General features: G+C 38.8%; 14 protein-coding genes and 1 tRNA gene. 9 read left to right on the forward strand and 6 right to left on the reverse strand.

The features are described from left to right. Positions 1 to 38: 38 nt before the first annotated feature. Positions 39 to 230 (forward strand): cold-shock protein, encoded by a 192-nt coding sequence (locus NY014_RS15815; protein WP_135074524.1) that lies wholly within the window; start codon positions 39 to 41, stop codon positions 228 to 230. 50 nt (positions 231 to 280) lie between these two features. Here NY014_RS15815 and NY014_RS15820 read toward each other — a convergent pair whose 3' ends face one another. Then, positions 281 to 2,827 carry a mechanosensitive ion channel domain-containing protein gene (locus tag NY014_RS15820; protein WP_259415509.1) on the reverse strand — a complete coding sequence of 849 codons (2,547 nt, stop codon included), beginning with the start codon at positions 2,825 to 2,827 and terminating at the stop codon, positions 281 to 283. A gap of 180 nt (positions 2,828 to 3,007) precedes the next feature. Here NY014_RS15820 and NY014_RS15825 point away from each other — a divergent pair, with 180 nt between their 5' ends. Further along, on the forward strand, positions 3,008 to 3,448 hold the full coding sequence (locus NY014_RS15825; protein WP_259415510.1) for an Hsp20/alpha crystallin family protein: 441 nt from the start codon (positions 3,008 to 3,010) through the stop codon (positions 3,446 to 3,448). 141 nt (positions 3,449 to 3,589) lie between these two features. Continuing rightward, on the forward strand, positions 3,590 to 5,080 hold the full coding sequence (locus tag NY014_RS15830) for a S1C family serine protease (RefSeq protein ID WP_259415511.1): 1,491 nt from the start codon (positions 3,590 to 3,592) through the stop codon (positions 5,078 to 5,080). 54 nt (positions 5,081 to 5,134) lie between these two features. Here NY014_RS15830 and clpX read toward each other — a convergent pair whose 3' ends face one another. The 4 genes from clpX to NY014_RS15850 all read right to left on the reverse strand — a co-directional run bounded on the left by clpX (position 5,135) and on the right by NY014_RS15850 (position 8,608). Beyond that, positions 5,135 to 6,361, reverse strand: a complete 1,227-nt coding sequence (gene clpX, locus NY014_RS15835) for an ATP-dependent Clp protease ATP-binding subunit ClpX (RefSeq protein ID WP_259415512.1) — start codon at positions 6,359 to 6,361, stop codon at positions 5,135 to 5,137. Beyond that, a complete protein-coding gene (locus tag NY014_RS15840) occupies positions 6,361 to 7,035 on the reverse strand; it encodes an ATP-dependent Clp protease proteolytic subunit (RefSeq protein ID WP_135074514.1) in 675 nt (224 codons plus the stop codon). Before NY014_RS15840 ends, clpX begins: the two co-directional genes overlap by 1 nt. 71 nt (positions 7,036 to 7,106) lie before the next feature. Further along, complete coding sequence (gene tig, locus NY014_RS15845; protein ID WP_259415513.1) at positions 7,107 to 8,435, reverse strand: trigger factor; 1,329 nt, start codon at positions 8,433 to 8,435, stop codon at positions 7,107 to 7,109. A gap of 91 nt (positions 8,436 to 8,526) precedes the next feature. Next, positions 8,527 to 8,608: transfer RNA gene (locus NY014_RS15850), tRNA-Leu, on the reverse strand. 155 nt (positions 8,609 to 8,763) lie between these two features. Here NY014_RS15850 and NY014_RS15855 point away from each other — a divergent pair. The 6 genes from NY014_RS15855 to NY014_RS15880 all read left to right on the forward strand — a co-directional run bounded on the left by NY014_RS15855 (position 8,764) and on the right by NY014_RS15880 (position 16,701). Next, entirely contained in the window at positions 8,764 to 10,983 is a 2,220-nt protein-coding gene (locus tag NY014_RS15855) for a RelA/SpoT family protein (RefSeq protein WP_259415534.1), read from the forward strand. Positions 10,984 to 11,036: 53 nt separating this feature from the next. Continuing rightward, complete coding sequence (locus NY014_RS15860) at positions 11,037 to 11,516, forward strand: Fur family transcriptional regulator (RefSeq protein WP_259415514.1); 480 nt, start codon at positions 11,037 to 11,039, stop codon at positions 11,514 to 11,516. After that, positions 11,513 to 11,854 carry an STAS domain-containing protein gene (locus NY014_RS15865; RefSeq protein ID WP_259415515.1) on the forward strand — a complete coding sequence of 114 codons (342 nt, stop codon included), beginning with the start codon at positions 11,513 to 11,515 and terminating at the stop codon, positions 11,852 to 11,854. The genes NY014_RS15860 and NY014_RS15865 overlap by 4 nt, the downstream gene beginning before the upstream one ends. A gap of 124 nt (positions 11,855 to 11,978) precedes the next feature. Next, positions 11,979 to 13,250, forward strand: coding sequence for an adenylosuccinate synthase (locus NY014_RS15870; protein WP_259415516.1), 1,272 nt, complete (start codon positions 11,979 to 11,981; stop codon positions 13,248 to 13,250). 95 nt (positions 13,251 to 13,345) lie between these two features. Next, positions 13,346 to 15,682 carry a PKD domain-containing protein gene (locus NY014_RS15875; RefSeq protein WP_259415517.1) on the forward strand — a complete coding sequence of 779 codons (2,337 nt, stop codon included), beginning with the start codon at positions 13,346 to 13,348 and terminating at the stop codon, positions 15,680 to 15,682. Continuing rightward, positions 15,682 to 16,701, forward strand: a complete 1,020-nt coding sequence (locus NY014_RS15880; RefSeq protein WP_259415518.1) for a PorP/SprF family type IX secretion system membrane protein — start codon at positions 15,682 to 15,684, stop codon at positions 16,699 to 16,701. Before NY014_RS15875 ends, NY014_RS15880 begins: the two co-directional genes overlap by 1 nt. 63 nt (positions 16,702 to 16,764) lie before the next feature. Here NY014_RS15880 and NY014_RS15885 read toward each other — a convergent pair. Beyond that, positions 16,765 to 17,064 (reverse strand): hypothetical protein (locus NY014_RS15885; protein WP_259415519.1); only part of this gene is annotated, 300 nt, incomplete at its 5' end.

Raw genomic sequence — 17,064 nt, forward strand, 5'->3', positions numbered from 1 at the left:
TTACTTGCATATTCATTTACAATTTATATTAATTTATTATGTTTACCGGTACAGTAAAATTTTACAATGAAGCCAAGGGTTTCGGTTTTATCGTGGACGATGAGTCTCAAAGTGATATCTTCGTTCATGCGACCGGATTGGTGGACAAGGTTGCCCAGAATGACAAAGTAACATACGACGTCAAGGATGGCAAAAAAGGTCCTAATGCCATCAACGTCAAAAAAGCATAAAAGCAATTTTGATTTGAAAAAGAGATCCCCGACTAGTTCGGGGATTTTTTTTATTCTTTTTGATCCTCCTCTTCCTTGGGATCAGTTGAAAGATTTTTAGGTTTTGTGATTGTTTCTTTCCAACCGAAAGGAAGAGACTTGAGATAAAGGTCTCTTTTTGGATATGGGATTTCGACTCCATTTTCTTTGAAGATTTCAAAAATTGAGGTCATAACATCTGACCTGATTTCAAGCCATACATCCATACTTTCTACCCAAAAAAGCAATCTAAAATCAACAGAGGAGTCACCAAAGTTTTGCATAAATACCCTTGGTGGAGGCGATTTTAGGATATTGTTTTTAATAAGTGCATCGGTCAACAGAGTTTTGACTTTTTTCATATCCGATTCATAAGACACTCCAATGATAAGCTCAATTCTTCGCCGCTTATCGGAAAGTGTCCAGTTGATCAGGCTTTGAGATAGTAAATCTCCATTAGGAACTACGATTTCCGAACCATCATAAGATAAAATTTTGCTGGCACGAATCCCTACTTCTTTTACGGTTCCCTTATTCATTCCGACTTCGATTTCATCCCCAATCTGGATAGGTCTCTCAAATGCTAGGATAATTCCCGAGACTAGATTATTTATGATTGTTTGCAGACCAAAACCAATACCTACGGATAGAGCTCCCAATACAATTGTGATTCGGTCTAGAGGGATTTTTGCTGCTGTTAGAGCAATAAAGAAACCGATAATAATAATTGACAATCGGATCAAAAGCACTGAACTCCCAAGTCGATTCTTTCTAGAAGTAGCCTTTCTTTGATCGATAGAAGAAACGATATAAGCTATAATATTTGATAGGAATGAAGAAACCAATAGAATTACCAAGAATAGGAATATAGTCCCAAAAGTGAATGTTGCATTACCTAATACATGTTCCTCTGATAAAAAGTCGGTTACCCATTCATACATCATGTCGTAGTAACCCAGATAGGATAAAGCACCATACAACCAAATTGCAATAGCGAAGATTTTGAGTGTTCCGGAGAAGCGCTTCTCAACCTCCATGAAATCAATATAGCTGGTAAGTGTATTTGCGTCTTTTTTGGACTCCAATCCAAGATAGAACACCTGCATTACCAATAGAGAGAAAATGTATAAGGAAATACCTCTAAAAAAGCTGGTGATTCCTGTGATGGTCAGGAGTTTTGCAACACTAATTCTTCCGAATACATTAGCTGAAAGAGCAATTACTTCTATAACAATAAGGAAAACTGCGAGAAAGAGCAGGAGCTTTTTCCCCTTTATTCTCTGATCTTGATATTTCTGAATGACGATAATTCCAAAAATTATCCCTATGATATTTGTAGCAAGAAGTATAAAACGCTCATTATAATTTTGAGCCCAATTGAGCCCAATTGTAGGCCCCAGTAAACTTACAGGTAGAAAAATCCACCAAAGGGTTTGAAATGATTTTGGGAAATAATCTTTTATCAACCAAGAAGCGGCTAAGGCAAAAACAAAGGATATTCCTGAATTGAAAGGAATTGGAGGGTTGTCAAAAAAGACAAAGAAAAAAGGAGTGATGACAATAAATGCCGAAATAATAGGGTGATTGTTGATGGAATTACTTCTTGATAGGATTGTGATACTGTGATCTTTTTCGCTCTTAATGGATTTCACAATTCGCTTCATCCATATACTCATAAAAATCCATGTGAGGAAGAAGAGTACAATTTTGACAATATTTCGACCAAGGAAAATTAGGACAAATGTCGTGTTGGCGAAAAAGGACTCATAAATGATGTCCCAGGTTGATTTTTTACTTCCAAAGTTCTCATCCCTCTTTTCCCATAGAAAATTGCTTTCTTTTTTCCAGATATTCCGATTAGTTTCTTTGTTTTTAAGACGGAAATATTGGTCATTGGAAATTATGCTAAAATTTACTTGACTAAGTTTTACTTGAAGTTGTGTAAGTGCTAATTCCTCGGCATAGATTTTTTCTTCCAAATCAGAAATTGCAGTTTTAAGTCTTTCCATTTGTTCATAAAGACCGGGGACAATTTCCAGTTCGCTTTTATCTAAATTCAATAAAGTGTCACTTTTAATCTTCGATAGGTCTTCATTCGCCTTTATGATTAACTGGCTCCGATCTGCGACAACGGTTTCGTATTTTCCAATTTCTTCCAATAATGCCTTCAAAATAGAGGAAATACCTTTTAGATAGCGCACATTGTCTTTTCGTAAGGTGTCCTGAAAAAGCAATTCAATGGTGTTGTTCACCGATTCTAGACTCGGTAGATTTTCCATCATTTCAGCTGTATCAAGTGGCTCCTGAAGAGATACTTTGATTTTGCTAATTGTGATGGAATATTGATTGGTTTTTGTGTATAGTTGGGATAAAATTTTTCCAAGTCCTATTTCCTCATTTCTGATATCCTTCTCACTTAAATCAATATTTTGAAGGGTTAAAGTGCCTTCTTCCTGGACTTCCGAAGAATCAGGAAGAAGTTGGTTGATAGCTTCATTTAAATCTTGACTTTGGGTCGGATTCACATGAAAGAAGAAAAAGGTTGAAAAGAGAAAAGATAGAATGAGGAGCCGTTTCATGCATCTTTGGTTTAATCTCTGAATATAGAAAAAATCTCTGGGGAAATAAGGAAGCTTTTTGGATGTCAAAAAGACACTTTTTGAATGTGTAATTTAGAATAATAAGACAAAATGACGCATTTGGGCCGCTGGTACGAAAATTTCTAATGGTAAATCACAGATATAGAAAATTAATTAAAAATGGAGGATAAGATGAAACTTACCAAGTATAACCAACTAGACCCTATGTTTCCTGCTGATTTTGGAGGATTAATCGAAAGATTCTTTAATGAGTCTTTAGGAAACGAAACTCGGAAATTTAATCCTGCTGTGGATATTTCTGAAGATGACGCGCAGTTTGAAATTCAGGTGGCTGTTCCTGGGATGAAAAAGCAAGACTTTCATGTAGACTTGACTGAAGGAAGATTGACTATCTCTGGTGAAAGAAAAATCGAAGAGAAAAAAGAAGGAAAAAACTACCATAGTTTAGAAACTCAATATGGATCTTTTTCACGAACATTCTATGTTCCTGAAAATGTGAATCCTGAAAAAATCGAAGCTGTATACGAGGATGGAATCCTAAAAATTTTCCTTCCTAAAGCAGAAAAGAAAGAAAGAAAAGCTTCTATTGAAGTGAAATAATCAAAGAGTGGGTTAACCCCACTCTTTTTTTTGAGTTAAAAAGAAGTAAGCCCGGTTAAAACTGGTTAAATTGATAATCACTTTAGGCTTTTTTGAATAAAATTTGAGTTAATCAGAAGAAACAAGAACAGGAATAAAATTATGAACAAAAGACAATTCTTTCTAGGAATGTTGTTGGCCTCTCTTATCGGAGGCATTGTTGCTTTGGCTGGTGTAAGTTATTTCATGCAGTCACAGGAACCTTCAAGTTTCGATGAAAAGCAGAAGGCAAGTTTTGTAAACTTACTTTCTGGGGAAAATTTTACCGTACCAGAGGGAATCAATTTTGTGGCTTCAGCCCAATTGGTTACACCTGCGGTAGTTCACGTGAAAAGTACTATGGGCTTCGGTGGAAATACTCCACGAGATCCTATGCAAGAATTATTTGGATTTCCTCCTAGAGGAGATCAGGGATTTAGAGGAGCCATGAGCTCTGGATCTGGGGTGATAATTTCTTCAGATGGTTATATCGTGACCAATAACCATGTAGTCGAAAATGCTACCCAAATTGATATTTCTTTGGATAACAACAAACGTTATGTAGCGAAAATAATCGGAACGGACCCAACTACTGATTTGGCATTATTGAAAATTGATGCAGATGGATTGCCATTTGTCAAATTTGGCGATTCTGATAACACAAAAATTGGAGAGTGGGTATTGGCTGTTGGAAATCCATTCAATCTAAACTCAACCGTTACAGCAGGAATTATTTCAGCTAAAGCCCGGAATATCGGCATCCTCAGAGGGGTCGAAAATAATCTTCAAATCGAGTCATTCCTACAAACTGATGCAGTTGTAAATCCAGGAAATTCTGGAGGAGCTTTGGTGAATTTGGCTGGAGAATTAATAGGAATCAATACTGCGATTGCATCCAATACAGGGACATTTGCAGGTTATTCATTTGCCGTGCCAAGTAGTCTTGTGAAAAAAGTAATGGATGACTTGATGGAATATGGTGCAGTCCAGCGTGGTTTGTTGGGCGTGACAATCCGAGATGTTAGTCCAGAATTAGAAGATGAATTAAATATTGAATTACCGGTTGACCAGGGAGTTTACATTAACGGTGTAAATCCAGATAGTGGAGGAGAAGAAGCTGGACTAAAGCCTGGAGATATTATCGTCGGGGTTGATGGTCGGGAAACTACCTCTGTTTCTATACTTCAGGAAATGGTGGCTAGAAAGCGTCCGGGCGATCAAGTAAATGTTGAATATATCCGAGACGGTAAAAAAATGGAGACGGTAGCTACGCTTCGGAATTTTAATGGAAACACCAATATCGTTGAGAAGGAAGTCAAGAAGACCTATGAATTTGATGGGGTTCTATTCGAGAATATTTCCGATGAGCAAAAAGAAAGATTGGGAATCTCAGGAGGAGCCATGATCACTACTGTAGGTAGATCAGGTTGGAGATCTGCAGGTGCTAGACCGGGATTTATCATCACCTCAATCATCAGTGAAGATGGGCGAATCCGTATTTCAGATGCTGATAGATTAATTGAAGTTTTGAATGATCTAAGTGGTCAGGAAGTGGTCGTACTTGGAATGTTCAATGATGGAACAGAATACTACTTCGAAGTGGAAGTAGATTGATAAGAAAACAATCCCATAAAAAATCCCGATGATCAATCATCGGGATTTTTTTATTTAGGCTACTTGAAGCCGTTTGAATTTTGATTTATCAAATTGGGATTTGGCGTAAGCTTCATCTATTACAAGCTCTTTAATACTGTCATCGGAAGGAAGTTCGTACATCGCGTCAGTGATAATCGCCTCGCAAATGGAACGCAATCCCCTTGCTCCTAAATTGTATTCGACAGCTTTATCGACAATGAAGTCCAAACCACTTTCTTCAAATATCAATTTGACTCCTTCCATGTCAAGAAGTTTGGTGTATTGCTTCACCAAAGCATTTTTTGGCTCAGTCAAAATACGTTTTAAAGCTTCTTTATGAAGTGGGTCCAAATGAGTAAGAACCGGTAATCTGCCTATCAGTTCTGGAATCAAACCAAAGGCTTTTAAATCTTGGGCCGTAATATATTGAAGTAAATTTTCTCGATCGGCTACCGTAGAACCAGCAGCTTTGCTAAAGCCTAAAGGTTGAGTATTCAATCTTTTAGCAATATGTCTTGCAATCCCGTCAAATGCTCCACCACAGATAAACAGGATGTTCTCCGTGTTGACAGCTATCATTTTTTGATCAGGATGCTTTCTACCACCTTGTGGAGGAACATTAACAACTGTTCCTTCTAGTAGTTTCAACATTGCTTGCTGAACTCCTTCACCGCTCACGTCTCTAGTGATGGAAGGGTTGTCCGATTTACGAGCGATTTTATCAATCTCGTCGATATATACTATCCCTCTTTCGGCAGCTTCCACATTATAGTCTGCAGCTTGCAATAACCTTGTTAGAATACTTTCTACGTCCTCGCCTACATATCCAGCTTCTGTTAGAACAGTAGCATCAGCTATGCAGAATGGGACTTCAAGAATTTTGGCAAGGGTTTTTGCTAAATAGGTTTTACCAGTTCCTGTGTCACCAACCATGATGATATTGGATTTTTCAATCTTTATATCATCATCATCGGCTTTTTGAAGTAATCTTTTATAGTGATTATAAACCGCTACAGTCAGAACCTTTTTTGCATCTTCCTGTCCAATGACATATTGGTCCAAGTAGGAGGTAAGTTCCTTTGGCTTCTTGAGTTTAAATTTAGGTTTAGGTTGAGAGGATTTTTTGGTTTTCTCTTCTTCACCCAAGATCATATGGGCTTGCTCAATGCAAAAATTACAGATATGCGCAGATATCCCTGAAACCATCAGGTCTACGTCTTTCTTGTTTCTTCCGCAAAAAGAGCAGGTAACTTGAGCCATTAAACTGATTTTTTAACTAATACTTCATCGATTAAGCCGTATTCCTTGGCTTCAGGGGCTTTCAACCAATAGTCTCTGTCGGAGTCTCTTTCGATTTCTTCAAAGGTTTTTCCGGTATGGTTTGCCAAAATTTGATATAACTCCTGTCTCATGGAAAGAATCAATTTAAGTGAAATCTCCATGTCTTTGGATTGACCCTGCATTCCGCCGGAAGGTTGGTGGATCATCACTCTGGAATGCTGAAGAGCTGAGCGCTTGTCTTTTGCACCGCCTGCCAGCAATACAGCTCCCATAGAAGCAGCAATTCCTGTACAGATTGTAGCTACATCAGGACCGATGTATTGCATGGTATCATAGATACCAAGCCCCGCAGTTACTGATCCACCTGGACTGTTGATATAAAGAAGTACATCCTTTTTAGAATCAACAGATTCCAAGAAAAGGAGCTGGGCAATGATAATATTAGCAATATGATCATCTACTGGTGTTCCCAAAAAGATGATTCGATCCATGATCAATCGGGAGAAAACGTCAATTTCCCGGAAATTGGAAGGACGCTCTTCAATGACTGCCCGAGTCATGTTTTCGATATGCTGTGTGTACTGGTCAAAAGCTGATCCACTCACTCCTTGGTTGTGGATGGCGTATTTTCTGAATTCCTCTTTGTTGATCATAATTTGATAAATGTGGTTAACAAAAATAAAAAAAGCCCTTAAATAAGGACTTTTTTAGATTCTTAATCAATTTACTTTTCCAAAAGTTCCTTAAACTCGTCAAGGCTGATCTCCTTTTCTTTCAGAGAAATTTTCTCTTGAGCAAAGTCTAAAACTTTATCATTTTGTACTGAGGTCAGCATGTTCATATAGTTTTGACCTTCATTTCCTTTTAGGTAATTGTCTACGAAAAGATCCATGCTGTCTTCCATAGATGCTCCCAAGCCTGAAGACGCAAATTGCTCCCGGATCATTTCTTTGGTTTTTTCAATTACATCCTGATGCTCAGCTTTAATTTCATTAGCTCTTGCAATTTCGTTAGAAACCAAGGACCAAACTAACTGACGAGCATAAATCGGAAATTCATTTTCTACATCTTGCTCAGTTACTTTTCCGTCATTTGCTTTAAGCAACCATTCCTTCAAGAATTCCTCAGGAAGATCAAGGTTTGCTTTTTCTACCAAAATTTTCTTCAATTCCTCTTCAGTGAAGACCTTAGCTTCACGGTCATAGCTTGATTGAAGTGTCTCACGAACTTTGTTCAAAAATTCCTCTTCAGATTTCACCTGGTCTGGACCAAAGATTTTATCGAAAAACTCCTGATCCATTTTTGCCTCCTCAGTTCGGTTGATGTTTTTGATTGTGAAAGTCAATTCACCAGAGATAGAAGCTGCTTCTTCTTCATTCAAGCCAAATGCCTCTTCCCATTGTCCTTTCTTTACATCTTTAGCTACGAATTCAACCACTATATCCTTTCCATTACCAATAAACTTATCGGCAAGTTTCTTAGTGATTTTGGAAAGATCTAGAGAAACGGTTTTAGAAAATTCTCCTTCTTTCACAGCTAAATCACCATAAACATGGTCACCAGATTCAGCCGTTTTAGGGTTTGTGCTGTTTCCGTATTGAGATTTAAGATTGGCAACTGTTTCGTCAACCAATTTGTCGTCAACCTTGATGCTATATTTATTGGCTTTGATTGACTTATCTAGAGGAAGTTCAAAATTTTCAATGAAGCCGATTTTATATTCAAAATCGAAATCTTTTTGATTTTTCCAGTCGATTTTTTCCTCAACCTTTTCAACTGGAAGTGGATCACCCAATACTCTGAAGGTTTGCTCCTTCAAATAGTTGTTAAGTGATTCACCCAAGATATTGTTGATTTCATCTACCAAAACAGAAGTGCCGTAGATGTTTTTGACCATACCTAGAGGAGCTTTTCCTGGTCGGAAACCTTTGATATTCACCTTTTTGGCGTAGTCTTTCAGTTTAGCATCAACCTTGGTTTGATAATCTGCCTCAGTTAGTTTAATTTTAATAGAGGCTTGATTGGCGGAATGCTTGTCTAGTGTAATTTCCAAAGCGCAATTATTTATGATAAGTCTGAACTAAAAACCCTCAATCTCTTTCCCGAATTCTAAATTCAGGTAGTGATTGAGGGTCCGATATTTGTGCGGATGGAGGGACTCGAACCCCCATGCCTCGCGGCGCTAGATCCTAAGTCTAGTGCGTCTACCAATTTCGCCACATCCGCTTGAACTCACGCAGCACGTTTGTGCGTTTTTCAATTGTGGATGCAAAGGTAGCTACATAAAAATAATTTGCAAGCATGCCGATTAAAAAATATTATCAACGTGCTTTTCGAAATCTTTCGAGCCATATTTGTTATATAATTTCTGATCAATGACCATGATCCAAGTAGATGTTGAGGAGGAACGGAAAGAAATTCTGAAGCGGTACCGAAAACTGCTTCGAGAAGCGAAACCATTTTTAAAGCCTGGAGATGCCAAAACCATCAAAAAGGCATTTAATGTGGCTTTGGAGGCTCATAAGGACATGCGTAGAAAGTCGGGCGAGCCTTATATCTATCACCCTTTAGAGGTGGCTTTAATTTGTGTGGAAGAAATCGGGCTGGGGACAACATCCATTGTTTCGGCTTTGCTTCATGATGTGGTTGAAGATACTGATTGGGAATTAGAAGATATTGAGCGGGAATTTGGTCCCAAGGTCATGACTATCATCGACGGATTGACCAAGATTGCCGGAGTTTTTGATTATGGAAGTTCGCAACAAGCAGAAAACTTCCGAAAAATGTTGCTTACCCTCTCGGATGATGTTCGTGTGATTTTGATCAAAATTGCGGATCGCCTGAACAATATGCGGACTTTGGCAAGTATGCCTCGACACAAGCAATTGAAAATCGCTTCGGAGACCATGTATCTCTATGCTCCTCTAGCCCATCGACTAGGTTTGTATGCAATCAAGTCTGAATTGGAGGACTTGTATTTGAAATATACCGATACGGCTACCTACAAGGAGATTGTTCAAAAAATCAATGAATCCAAATCCTACAGAAATCGATTCATAAAGAGTTTTATACAGCCTATCGAAGAAGAACTGACTCGGCAAGGCTTCAAGTTTAGCATCAAGGGAAGACCTAAGTCCGTCTATTCCATTTACAATAAAATGAAGAAGCAAGGGATCCCATTTGAAGAGGTTTATGACCTTTTTGCTATTAGGATTATTCTTGATTCGGATCTTGAAAATGAAAAAGCTGATTGCTGGCAGGTTTATTCCATTGTAACTGATTTTTATCGTCCTAATCCTGATCGGTTAAGAGACTGGATTTCTACTCCTCGTTCCAATGGTTATGAATCCTTGCATACCACTGTAATGAGTAATTCAGGGCAGTGGGTAGAAGTGCAGATCCGGACGCAACGCATGGATGAGATCGCGGAGCGAGGTTATGCTGCCCATTGGAAATACAAGGAAAAGGATCATGGATCCAGAGGTTCCTCAGGTCTTGATGAATGGATTACCCAAGTTAGAAGCATGCTGGAATCCAATGAAGGTAATGCGATTGAATTCATGGATGATTTTCGAGGTAATCTTTTCCAGGAAGAAGTCTTTGTATTTACTCCAAAAGGAGATTTAAAAGTATTGGCATTTGGAGCCACGGCTTTGGATTTTGCTTTTGAAATCCATACGGAAGTTGGAGCGCGTTGTATTGGAGCAAAAGTCAATCAAAAGCTCGTGCCGATTACCCATAAATTAAAAAATGGGGATCAGGTTGAGATTTTAACATCCAATAAGCAAAAGCCCTCCGAAGATTGGCTTAACCATGTAGTGACTTCGCGAGCAAAAGCCAAGATCAAAGATGCCCTTCGTGAAGAGAAAAAATCAGCGATTTTGGATGGTCGAGAGATTGTTCAGCGGAAGTTGAAGCAAATGAAAATGGAGTTTAATTCGGAAACTGTCGAAAAACTCCGGGCCTATTTTGAGCTGAAGACTGCCAATGATTTTTATTATAGAGTCGGTAAGGGAATTATAGACCCGACTACCATTAAGTCTTTCAAGGATTTTAAAGAAAATCAAAAACTTAAGCATAAAGCAATTCAGGAAAAGGTAAAAGATGAATCTACCTTCACCAAAGAAATAAAAAGCTTGAAAGGCCCCGATCATGATCAACTTTTGATTGGGGAAGACATGGACGTGGTGGATTATATTTTGGCGAAATGCTGTAATCCTATTCCTGGAGATGATGTTTTTGGATTTGTGACGGTCAATGAAGGAATCAAAATTCATCGAACCTCCTGTCCAAATGCTCTTGAACTTCTATCCAATCATGGAAACCGCGTAATAAAAGCTCGCTGGACAAGTCAAAAAGAAATCGCCTTTTTAGCAGGGCTTCATATTGTAGGTACTGATAGGGTTGGTTTGATCAATGATGTCACCAAGGTGATTTCGAATGAATTGAAAGTAAACATGCGCTCGATTACAGTGGATTCTGATGCAGGGATTTTCGAAGGTACTATCAAGCTGTATGTTCACAGCACTGAGCACTTGGAAACATTAATCAAAAATCTGCGTGAGGTAGACGGGATTATCAAGGTTTCCCGCTTTGATTGAGTTTTGAATTAAATATTCCCCTCATCAGTTATATTTGGAAAAAATAGTCGAAGATGTCTTTGAATACCGCCCATTTCGAGGAAGTAAAGAAAATATTTACTGCATACTTAGAAAATCAAAAACTTCGAAAGACTCCTGAGCGCTACGCTATTTTGGAGGAGATTTATAGCCGAACCGGACATTTCGATGTGGAGGGACTCTACATCAGTATGAAAAATAAAAATTACCGAGTCAGCCGGGCTACCGTTTACAATACGCTTGATTTATTGGTAGAGTGCGATTTGGTGACCAAGCATCAGTTTGGAAAAAATTTGGCTCAATTCGAGAAGTCTTACGGATACAAGCAGCATGATCATTTGATCTGCGTTGATTGTAATCAGGTCTTGGAGTTTTGTGATCCACGTATCCAAAATATTCAAAATACCGTAGGAGATATTCTAAACTTCCAAGTGCTTCACCATTCCTTAATACTTTATGGAAATTGCACGAAGGAAAAATGTGAAAATAGACCTGAAACACCCAAATCAGCATGAAACTGAACTACCAAACTGAAAAAGACGAAAAAGCATATTACTTACATATTCAAGGAGACTTGATAGGTGATGAAGTAGGGCCAAAGCTTGTAGAGATAGTTTCTGATGCTATTCAAGAAGGAGCCAAAACCTTCGTGGTGAATTTAAGCGAGGTTCGATATATTAGTTCAAGCGGAATTGGTTTACTAATCACTATGCTTACCAAGATGCGAAATGTAGGTGGGGAAGTTTATCTGACTGCTCCATCTGAGCATGTGAAAAAATTACTAATCATAACCAAGTTGAATAATATTTTTACTGTATTTGACTCAGTGGAGGATTTTCAGGCAAAAAATTGATTCTTGGTAAAACCTTCTTTCTGCTTTAGATTAATATTAAAATCTAATTCACTTGGTTTTCTTTAGGCTAATTGCAAATTTCGGCCTTTAAAAACTCATTACTGCATTTATTAATAGCATCAATATGAAGATGGATGTGTTGCTTGGTCTCCAATGGGGAGATGAGGGCAAAGGTAAAATTGTCGATGTTTTAGCTCCTGAATATGAGATCGTTGCAAGATTTCAAGGAGGTCCAAATGCGGGCCATACGCTCGAGTTTGACGGTATAAAACACGTTTTACATCAGATTCCATCAGGGATTTTTCGATCTCAGATTTTAAATATTATCGGAAATGGGGTTGTGCTTGACCCGATTATCCTCAAAAAGGAAATTGATGGTCTGGGTAAATTCTCCATTGACTACATGAAGAATTTGGTCATTTCAAAAAAGGCCACCATCATCATTCCAACTCATAAACTCCTCGATGCGGCTTACGAGAAATCCAAGGGTGACAAAAAAATCGGTTCTACCCTAAAGGGAATTGGACCGACTTACCAGGATAAAATTGGAAGATCTGCACTTCGAATAGGCGATATCCTAGGAGCTGATTTCAAAGAGAAGTACGATACCTTGGTTTCTAAGCATCAGACCATTTTGTCATTTTACAACTATCCTTCGGATGAGTTGGCGGAGATGGAAAAGCAGTTTTTTGAGGCAGTGGAATTTATCAAAGGCTTAAACCTCATCGATAGTGAGTACACTGTTAATGATGCGCTTCAGACTGGAAAGAAAATATTGGCTGAAGGTGCTCAAGGCTCTTTATTAGATATTGATTTCGGTTCCTATCCATATGTAACTAGCTCAAGTACCATGACAGCAGGAGCTTGTACTGGGCTTGGTGTTTCCCCATCTAAAATCGGAGAAGTCTTTGGTATTTTCAAAGCATATTGCACCCGGGTTGGAAGTGGTCCTTTTCCAACTGAACTATTTGATCAGACAGGGGAGGCAATGCGAAAAGAAGGGAATGAATTCGGAAGTACAACTGGGCGTCCTAGAAGATGCGGATGGTTAGATTTGCCGGCACTTCGTTATTCGATCATGATCAATGGTGTATCAGAGCTGTTCATGATGAAAGCTGACGTGTTGAATATTTTTAAAGAAATTCAGGTATGTACGCATTATGAGTTGGCTGACGGAACTCATGTGGATCGTTTGACTTATGAAATTTCTGATTCTGAGGTAAAGCCTGTTTACAAGACTTTGAAAGGATGGAATTGTTCCTTGGATCATGTCCGAGATTATGCGGATTTCCCGCAGGAGCTAAAAGACTATGTTGCTTATTTGGAGGAGGAGCTGCAGGTTCCTATCCGACTAGTGTCCGTTGGCCCTGATCGGACGCAGACCATCAAGCGATAAAATAATAAACTGAAATTAGGCCCTGAAGGAATTCCTTCAGGGCTTTATTTTTTTAGTGCCTGTTTTGTAATTTGGCAAAAAAGAACGAGTTGGATTTGAAGAGATTTTGGATTTTTCTGATAGGTATTTTCGCATTTTTTGTTGAGGCCAAAGCGCAATTTGGGTTTCCATATTGTGAAACTTTCCAAACTACCAGTACGCAAGCAAATACTGTTTTTGGTGGCAATGCTGTATTGGTTGATGGCGTTTTACGCTTGACTAATAATCAAAATAATCAAGTTGGATATGTTTATATAGATGTTCCATTTCCATCAGCTTATGGGATAAAAGCTGAATTTGAATATTTTTCGTATGGAGGGGCTGGCCAGTTCCTCGCAGATGGGCTTTCCATATTTCTCTTTGATGCAGCAACACAAAATTTTTCTCCGGGTGGTTTTGGAGGTTCGCTTGGCTATGCTCAGCGAAATGAAGAGCCAGGATTAACCAATGCCTATTTAGGAATCGGTTTTGATGAATTTGGGAATTTTGGAAATAGGGCTGAAGGGAAAAACGGAGGTTTTCAAGGGGTGGTTGATGAATTGGTGCCTGATGCTATTGTTGTTAGAGGACCGGGAAATGGATTCAATGGCTATCCATTTATAGTTGGAAGAAAAACCATGGCTTCTGGTACTGATAAAGATGGTTTTAATCCGGGAGCACAGTTTCCGATTAGCTCAGGTGGGGCAGGGACTTTCCGGGTGACAGATCCGAATCAGCCTGGTTATCGAAAAGTTTTTCTTGAACTTCAACCTGATCCAGATGGAGTAGGATATTTCTTGACATTAAGAATGCAAGTAACCACCGAGCCCAATCAGCCCCGAACGGTTACCATTTTTGATAGGCCTTATGATTTTCCAGCACCCAATGAACTGAAAATCGGATTTGCTGCCTCGACGGGAGGTTATACCAATTTTCATGAGATTAGAAATCTTGTGGTAGAGGTTTCAGCAGATGATTCGTTGAGAGATCCAGTTGGAGTGGATTTTTCGGATGTTGCCTCTTGTGAAGGGCAAGAAAATCAATATTACATCACGGATGAGGAAGTTGTTCTTCCTAATACCGGTTCTCAGATTCGATGCCTTCAGTTTTTTGAGAGTTTAGAGGATATCCAAGATAATAATGCAGATCGATGCAATCAAGGGAAGTGTTTGGAGGAGAATCAGGTTTTGGTTTTACCTCAAGGGACTTTAAGGGCGGGAGAATTGGGAGCTTATACCTTTTTCCCAAATCCTGGCAACAGAGATCAATCGGTGGAGGTTTATTATACCATTACCGATAATTATGGTAAGACTTCCTCAGGGAATAAAATCACGCTGAATATTCAAGAATCACCTGCACCGGTTCGGATTCTCGCTTCAGATCAAGAAAATCCACTAGAGGAAAGCTATAATTTATGTCCGGGAGAATCAGTTCGTTTTGTTTCGGAAGGTGATGAGCTTTATGAACGCTATGAATGGTATCGAGATGGGGAATTGTTGGAAAATGAGGTAGGGGCAGATCTAGTAATTGAAGAACCTGGTTTATATGAAATTTGGGCTTATAACCGAAAAAATTGTCCGGCAAAATCCAATCAAATCGAGGTCAAATATCCTGAATACCCAACCCTTCAAATGGCAGGAACAGTCGTCGGATGCGAACCTGGAGAATCAGTGGATGTGCTCAATAGTCTTTTGACTTTTGATCCTGAAAATTATGACTATCGATTAACAGGGAATGGATTGACTCTTTTGAACGAAGAAATCGGGTCAGTTGATTTTTCTGGGTTGTATTTGCTTTCAGCAAAACCCAAAGAATTTGATTGTTTTGGGGATCCAATAGAAGTGGAGGTTTTTATTCAGGATATTCCTTTAAGTGCAGATTTTGATTTTGCTGTTGCTGGTACAGATATAAAGGATGATACTAGCGGAGGAATTTTTGCAGATGATCCAATTGCTTTTGAGGATTTATCTGATCAGCGTGCAGTGAAGTGGATTTGGGATTTTGGAGATGGTAATACTTCAATTGAGCAGAACCCTATTCACATATTTGGGAAGAAGGGAGAATTTCAGGTCGTATTGACTATTGAGGATGAGTATGGCTGTCAAGTTTCGATCAGTAAAGTGGTATCGATTACCAAAAGCTATCGAATCATGGTTCCCACGGGGTTTACGCCTTTGGAAGAACAGAACCAATTTTTTACTCCAAAATACAAAGGCCTGATTTCTATAGATCTGATGGTTTTTAATTCTTGGGGGGAATTGATCTTTCGGTCAGATGAACTTGGCGGAGAAGGTTGGGATGGTACTTTTCAAGGGGAGGTATTAGATGCTGGATTTTATGTGTTTCGATTGGATGGGGTCAGTATTGATGGAGAAAAAGTGACCCGAAGTGGGAAATTTAGACTGATCAGATAATGAAAAGGAAATTTCTTTTTTGGGTTGTTCTGTTGAGCTATTCTTTTTCATCAAAAGGACAGGATGTCCAATATTCTCAGTTTTATGCCAATCCACTTTATCTGAGTCCAGCGTTTGCTGGAAGCACAGACCAAACCAGAGTGGGATTTAATTTCAGAAATCAATGGCCAGCTTTGGATCAGAGTTTTATTGCATTTACCGCTTATGGAGATCATTTTTTTGAAAATATAAATAGTGGGCTAGGCCTTGTTATCTCTGGTGCAAGAGAGAGTTTTACCCAAAGTCAGCAATTGGATATTGGATTAGTTTATTCCTACCGCTTAAGATTGTCAGAGGAAAATTTTCTTCAATTTGGGATGCAGGGAAGTTATTCTGCCCGGGATGCCTTGTTTGATGATGTTATTCTTGGAACTCAATTAGATATCAATCGGGGAGTAATTGTTGGAAGTCCAGGTGAAGGGTTTGAGGGGGATAGTAAATTAAGGGCATTTGATGCAAATGCAGGGATTCTGCTATATGGGAATAGATATTGGTTTGGCTTTTCTTCCTTCCATTTGTTGGAGCCTCCTATAAGTTACCTCGATGTAGAGAGCAATTCTTTGCCTATTCGATATAATTTGCATGGAGGATATAGAATTAACCTTGCTCCGGGTAATATCAATGATTATTTCAATAATACTGATCAAGAAAGGAGTTTGGCTCTTGCCTTTAATTATAAAAAGCAGGGTCAGTTTTCTCAATTGGATTTAGGAGCTGAATTTTATTTCGAGCCTTTGATTCTGGGAGTTTGGTATAGAGGCTTGCCTACCAAATATCAATTGCCCAATAATGAATCTTTGATTGCACTTGTGGGTATAAGTTTAGATTCTGGTTTGGAGATAGGATATAGTTTCGATTTTTCAATTTCTAAATTAGGACAATCCGTTTCAGGTGGTGCTCATGAATTATCGGTTAGGTATTTAATTCCTGTAAATCCTAAAAAGAAGAGATTTTTCAATTCTCCAGGCTTTAAATTTTAGAGATTTGTTTTAAGGGAGTCATTTGGAACCAAATTCCTACAATTTGGGTTGTTTCCTTGCTGTTTAATTATGGGGAAAATTTTTTCTATGAATTTTCTCATTCTGTATCAGGGTTTTAGTGCTGGGGGTTAAAAAAAGGTTGGGAGGAATGCTTGCGAGGTGGAAAAAACCTCCGATATTTGTGATCCCAAAGGCGCGGAAGGTGCCGGATGGAGTTGAAAGCAGGGTTTGAGAGGGGTGTGAAAAAAGCGGTTTAAATTTTTTTTGAACCGGTTTGTTGCGGGAAGAAAAAAATACTTTACCTTTGCAGTCCCGTTCGGAAGGAGCGGATAAAAAAACAGGGTCGGAGTGACCAAAGACACA

The organism is Algoriphagus limi (assembly GCF_024919275.1).
Classification (GTDB): Bacteria; Bacteroidota; Bacteroidia; order Cytophagales; family Cyclobacteriaceae; genus Algoriphagus; species Algoriphagus limi.